Source organism: Pseudoalteromonas sp. P1-7a (assembly GCF_001401855.1).
Classification (GTDB): Bacteria; Pseudomonadota; Gammaproteobacteria; order Enterobacterales; family Alteromonadaceae; genus Pseudoalteromonas.
Genome location: NZ_LKDU01000030.1, coordinates 44,939 through 51,099 on the forward strand (window position 1 = coordinate 44,939; position 6,161 = coordinate 51,099).

Here is a 6,161-nt window from a genome sequence, read left to right on the forward strand (position 1 = left end):
CAGCTTAGCGGTCAATTTAGTATGTATTATTAGATAGAGAAAATTATGAAAAAATTAATGTTAGCAAGTGCAATGTTGTGCACAAGTATGAGTGCATTTGCAAATGGCGAAGCCACAACGCCAGATGCTAATGATCCTATAGTTACTAAATTTGCCACGTTAGGTGTAACCGTTAAGCAAATAAATCCAAGCCCTGTTGCTGGTTTAAAAGAGCTTATTACAAATAAAGGTGTACTTTACGCCAGCCCAGATGGCCAGTTCTTAATGCAAGGCACATTGATTGATCTAAACAACCGTAGCAACTTAACCGAGCAAGCGCTAAATGGTGTACGTGTTGAAGGCATTAAAGAATATGAAGACTCAATGATTGTTTATAAAGCGCCAAACGAAAAACACCAAATTACTGTATTTACAGATATTAGCTGTGGCTATTGCCGTAAATTACATCGCGAACTAGACGACTTGCTTGATGCAGGCATTACTGTTCGTTATTTAGCGTTTCCGCGTGGAGGGCTGCAAGGTTCGGGTTACGCCGATTTAATGAATGTATGGTGTGCACGCGACCAACAAGAAGCCCTAACAGAAGCTAAATCGGGCGAAGACACAACAGTTGTTGCCGGTTGTAGCGCACCAGTAGCTGAGCATTACCAGCTAGGCCAAAGCTTTGGTATTAGCGGTACGCCAGCCATTATTTTAGAAGATGGTACAATGATCCCAGGCTATCAGCCAGCAGCCGCATTAAGCGCAGCGCTTGAGGCAAACAAAGCGTCTTAATAAGGCGCTTGCGTTTATTAAAAGGCCGTAATGGCCTTTTTTTGTTTTTATTTTGAATTTATAAGTAAACCTCAGCATGAAAAAACTGATCATTGCGCGCGAAAATGTAGACGATTCTTATCTGCCAAGCGATCTGCACCCTGTTATTAAACAAATTTATGCCACGCGTAACGTGCAAAATGCACACGAGCTAAATAATAGTGCAGCCACGCTAATCGACTTTAAACTGTTTAAAGACATCGACAAAGCCACCGAGCTATTAATTGATGCGCTGAATGCGCAAAGTCGCATTTTAATTGTTGGCGACTTTGATGCCGATGGCGCAACCAGTACTGCCACCTTAATGCAAGGCTTAGCCATGTTTGGCTTTAACAACTTAGACTACCTAGTACCAGACAGGTTTAGCTTAGGTTATGGCTTAAGCCCAGCGCTTGCTGAGCAAATTGTTGATATAAAACCAGAGCTGGTTATTACGGTAGATAACGGTATTTCGTGTATTGCAGGCATAGACATATTAAAAAAAGTGGGCATTAAAGTACTGGTTACTGATCACCACTTGCAAGGGGAACAGCTCCCTAGTGCCGATGCCATTGTTAACCCAAACCGCCATGATTGTAGTTTTCCTTCAAAATCGATTGCCGGTGTAGGCGTTGCCTTTTACTTGCTTATAGCCCTTAGAAGCACGCTACGTGAGCAAGGCTACTTTGAAAACCACGCTATGCCAAACTTGGCTGACCTACTTGATATAGTTGCCCTAGGTACTGTGGCCGATGTCGTTGCGCTTGATGCAAACAACCGCACCTTGGTACACCAAGGTTTAGCGCGTATTCGCAGCGGCAAAACACGCCCAGGTATAACGGCACTTATTGAAGTAGCTAATCGCAATGCCGCACGATTAAGCGCCAGTGACTTTGGTTTTTCGCTTGCGCCGCGTTTAAATGCTGCAGGGCGATTAGACGACATGAGTTTGGGCATAGCGTGCCTATTAAGCACCGATATAAACCAAGCAAGGCGTATTGCCGGTGAGCTCGATAGCTTAAACCATGCACGGCGCGAAATAGAGCAGGGCATGCAAGCCGAGGCGCAAGCTGTGCTTGATAGGCTCGCGTTTAGTGACGACACCATTCCCGATGCCATTTGTTTATACCAAGAAGATTGGCACCAAGGTGTTATTGGTATTTTGGCGGGTCGCTTAAAAGAAAAATACCACCGCCCAACCGTTATTTTTGCCGGTGGCGAAAACGGTGAAATAAAAGGCTCGTGCCGCTCTATTGAGGGGCTACACATGCGCGACCTACTCGAGGGGCTAAATACCGCTGACCCGCACTTAATTAATAAATTTGGCGGCCACGCCATGGCGGCAGGGCTAAGTATTAATGAGCAAAACTTTAATGACTTTAAAAACGCGTTTGATGCTGCTGTAAGTGCGCAGCTGAGCGAAGAAAGTAAACGCTGTATTGTATTTACCGATGGCGAGCTGCCAAGCGAGTGCTTTACAATGGACTTTGCCCAACTATTAAAGCAATCAGGCCCGTGGGGGCAGCAATTTCCTGAGCCGGTATTTGAGCACACCTTTGAAGTTATTCAGCAGCGTATAGTCGGCGAAAAACACTTAAAGCTGGTGCTTAAACACCAATCAGGGCGATTAGTTGACGCCATTGCATTTGGAATAGATGTAAAAGCATGGCCCGACACCGAGGCCCGTTTTGTTAAAGTGGCGTATCAGCTCGACATAAACGAATTTAGAGGCAAGTTTAGCTTGCAATTAATAGTAAGAGAGCTTGAAAAAGTGCATTAAAAAATATGCACAATGCATGCATAAAAGGCTAATAAAGCGCGCGGTTATTTGTTAAAATCGGGCGTTTTTATCATTTGACGATAATTTATTGCGTTTAGTGCTAATTTTAGCGCGCAATAATCTAGCCATTTTGGAGTAATGTACATGTTTGAAGTGAATCCTGTGATTAATCAAATCAAGGAAATTCGCGAACGTACTGAACTGCTTCGGGGGTACCTTTGACTACGCTCATAAACAAGAGCGCCTAGAAGAAGTAAACGCCGAACTTGAAGATTCAGCCGTATGGAATGAACCTGAGCGCGCACAAGCATTGGGCCGTGAAAAATCAGCCTTAGAGGCCGTTGTTGAGACAATCGACAACCTAGTAGCCGGTGCTGACGACGTAGAAGGTTTATTAGAGCTTGCAGTAGAAGCAGAAGACGAAGACACGTTTGTTGAAGCGCAAACCGAACTAGAAGGCTTAAATAAACAGCTTGAGGGTTTAGAGTTTCGTCGTATGTTTTCGGGCTCTCACGATGCAAACGACGCTTACCTTGATTTACAGTCGGGGTCGGGCGGTACTGAAGCGCAAGACTGGTGTAACATGTTATTACGCATGTATTTACGCTGGGGCGAAGCTAAAGGCTTTAAAGTTGAGCTAGTAGAAGCAACTGACGGCGATGTAGCCGGCATTAAAGGTGCAACAGTACGCTTTGTGGGCGAATACGCATACGGTTGGCTGCGCACAGAAACAGGGGTACACCGTTTAGTACGTAAAAGCCCATTTGACTCAAGTGGTCGTCGTCATACCTCGTTTGCCTCTGCGTTTGTTTACCCAGAAGTAGATGACAATATTGAAATTGATATTAATCCGGCTGACTTGCGTATAGACGTTTACCGTGCATCGGGCGCGGGTGGTCAGCACGTTAATACCACCGAGTCGGCAGTACGTATTACTCACGTACCGACCAACACGGTTGTACAGTGTCAAAATGAGCGCTCGCAACACAAAAATAAAGCCCAAGCAATGAAGCAGTTAAAAGCAAAATTATTTGAGCTTGAACTTCAGCAGCAAAATGCTGAAAAGCAATCGCAAGAAGACGCAAAATCGGATATTGGCTGGGGAAGCCAAATTCGTTCTTACGTACTTGATGATGCACGTATTAAAGATTTACGAACTGGCGTTGAAAACCGTAATACGCAATCGGTACTTGACGGCAACCTAGACAAATTTATTGAAGCCAGCCTAAAATCTGGCCTATAACCACCAAGCTAAAAAAGAGCTAAAAAATGACTGATCAAATCCAAGACGAAAATAAGTTAATCGCTGAGCGTCGCGGCAAATTAGACGCTATTCGCGAAAATTGCCCAGCCAACGGTCATCCTAATCAGTTCCGTCGTGAACATTACACGGCTGATTTACAGGCTGAGTTTGGTGATAAGACTAAAGAAGAATTAGTAGAGCTTCAGCACGTTGTATCAATTGCTGGCCGTATTTTAGCTAAGCGTGGTCCTTTTATGGCCATTCAAGACATGAAAGGCCGCGTGCAAGCTTACGCATCTAAAGATGTACAAAAAGACTTAAAAGCAAAATATGGCCAACTAGATATTGGCGATATTATTGGTGTTAAAGGTGCGCTTAATAAATCAGGTAAAGGCGATTTATACGTAGAAATGACCGAGTACGAGCTACTTACTAAGTCACTACGCCCATTACCAGAGAAGTTTCATGGTTTATCAGATCAAGAAACCAAGTACCGTCAACGTTATGTTGATTTAATTACTAACGAAGCAACGCGCGAAACATTCCGCATTCGCTCACAAGTAGTTGAAGGTATTCGTCGCTTTTTAGCAGAACGCGACTTTATGGAAGTAGAAACGCCAATGCTACAGGTTATTCCTGGTGGTGCATCTGCGCGTCCGTTTGTGACTCACCATAACGCACTTGATATAGACATGTACTTACGTATAGCGCCTGAGCTTTACCTTAAGCGTTTAGTGGTAGGTGGTTTTGACCGCGTATTTGAAATTAACCGTAACTTCCGTAACGAAGGGTTATCAACGCGCCACAACCCAGAATTCACTATGATTGAATTTTACCAAGCGTATGCTGATTACATCGATTTAATGAACATCACCGAAGACATGCTACGTACAGTTGCAACAAACGTTTTAGGTAGCCCAATTGTTGTTAATACAACTAAAGATGAAAACGGCGACGTTATCGACTCAGTAGAGTACGACTTTGGCAAACCGTTTGAGCGCCTAAGCATGGCTGATGCTATCTTAAAATATAACCCTGAGTTTGATGCTGCGGTATTTAAAGACCCAGAAAACCACTTTGAAGAATTAAAAGCGTACGCTAAACAAGTGCACGTTAAAATTCCTGAAAATTGTGTATGGGGCCCAGGTAAGTTTTTATGTGAAATATTTGAAGAGACGGCTGAGCACATGCTTATCCAACCTACATTTATTACAGGCTACCCGTGGGAAGTATCGCCACTTGCGCGCCGTAACGACGAAAACCCATTTGTTACCGACCGCTTTGAGTTTTTTGTGGGTGGACGTGAGCTTGCAAATGGCTTCTCGGAGCTTAACGATGCACAAGACCAAGCTGAGCGCTTTACTCGCCAAGTTGAAGAAAAAGACGCCGGCGATGATGAAGCAATGCACTACGATGAAGACTACATACGCGCACTAGAGTACGGCTTACCGCCTACTGCCGGTGAAGGTATTGGTATTGACCGCTTAGTCATGTTATTTACTGATTCACCAACCATTAAAGATGTTATTTTGTTCCCGCATATGCGCCCACAAGCTGACTAAGCTTTAACAAAATAAACGTAAAAACGCCGCTAAATTTTAGCGGCGTTTTTGTGTGAGTATAAAAATAAGCGCCAATGCAGAAAAAGTTGGAGAGTAAATTGCTCTATAAAAATAGACGAAAGATAGGATAAGATTGTTCGCTTTTTAATTAATTAGTACTAAAATAAATTTTAAAGCTAGTTATTAATGGTTAATTCAGATTGGGTTCTTTACTGTAGCTCTGTATTAAATATCCTTAATAACGGTGCTACAACGTAATTTATGACTGTTTTTTAAACATTATGTTGTATTTATGTAAAAAACTTAGCTAGAATACGCCAAAATTTTGAGCTGGGTCAAAATAGCACGCTAAATATGAATTCTCAAATGGACTTAGAATATAATATGAAAGACAACCGAGTTGAAGAATCGCCAGAAACCGATACAACAGAGCAAAAGCGACAAGCCTATTACAGAGCCTGTATTGCAGAGTTTCAGCAATTAGGTTACCAAGAGCAATATTTAGCGCAGCTAAAAGATGATTTAGTGCCTTTAATGGGCGTTAACCCGCAAGACAAAAACATTTAAATCGTATACTTTTCAAACCAATTATATAATTAATGCCTACTTATGCGCGTTCTCTAACCAGATAGTCATTTTTGACATAAAAGTGTTTGACATATTTTCTGAAATCTTTATTATACGCCCCACAAGACGGAGAGGTGTCCGAGTGGCCGAAGGAGCTCCCCTGCTAAGGGAGTATAGAGTTTGTAGCTCTATCGAGGGTTCGAATCCCTCCTTCTCC

General features: G+C 43.0%; 5 protein-coding genes and 1 tRNA gene. All 6 read left to right on the forward strand.

Annotated features, from left to right (window positions below):
• Window positions 1-45: 45 nt before the first annotated feature.
• The 6 genes from dsbC (at window position 46) to AN389_RS16190 (ending at window position 6,161) form a co-directional block, all read left to right on the forward strand.
• Window positions 46-774 (forward strand): bifunctional protein-disulfide isomerase/oxidoreductase DsbC, encoded by a 729-nt coding sequence (gene dsbC, locus AN389_RS16165; RefSeq protein WP_055018583.1) that lies wholly within the window; start codon window positions 46-48, stop codon window positions 772-774.
• Window positions 775-850: 76 nt separating this feature from the next.
• Window positions 851-2,572, forward strand: a complete 1,722-nt coding sequence (gene recJ, locus AN389_RS16170; protein ID WP_055020248.1) for a single-stranded-DNA-specific exonuclease RecJ — start codon at window positions 851-853, stop codon at window positions 2,570-2,572.
• 144 nt (window positions 2,573-2,716) lie between these two features.
• Window positions 2,717-3,815 (forward strand): peptide chain release factor 2 gene (prfB, locus tag AN389_RS16175; protein WP_096041210.1). Its coding sequence is split into 2 segments (ribosomal slippage): window positions 2,717-2,791 and window positions 2,793-3,815, totalling 1,098 coding nucleotides; the frame shifts between segments, so codons are not numbered across the junction.
• A 26-nt stretch (window positions 3,816-3,841) separates the two neighbouring features.
• A complete protein-coding gene (gene lysS, locus AN389_RS16180) occupies window positions 3,842-5,377 on the forward strand; it encodes a lysine--tRNA ligase (protein WP_055020250.1) in 1,536 nt (511 codons plus the stop codon).
• 384 nt (window positions 5,378-5,761) lie between these two features.
• On the forward strand, window positions 5,762-5,944 hold the full coding sequence (locus tag AN389_RS16185) for a hypothetical protein (protein WP_024031585.1): 183 nt from the start codon (window positions 5,762-5,764) through the stop codon (window positions 5,942-5,944).
• A 128-nt stretch (window positions 5,945-6,072) separates the two neighbouring features.
• A tRNA-Ser gene (locus tag AN389_RS16190) sits at window positions 6,073-6,161 on the forward strand.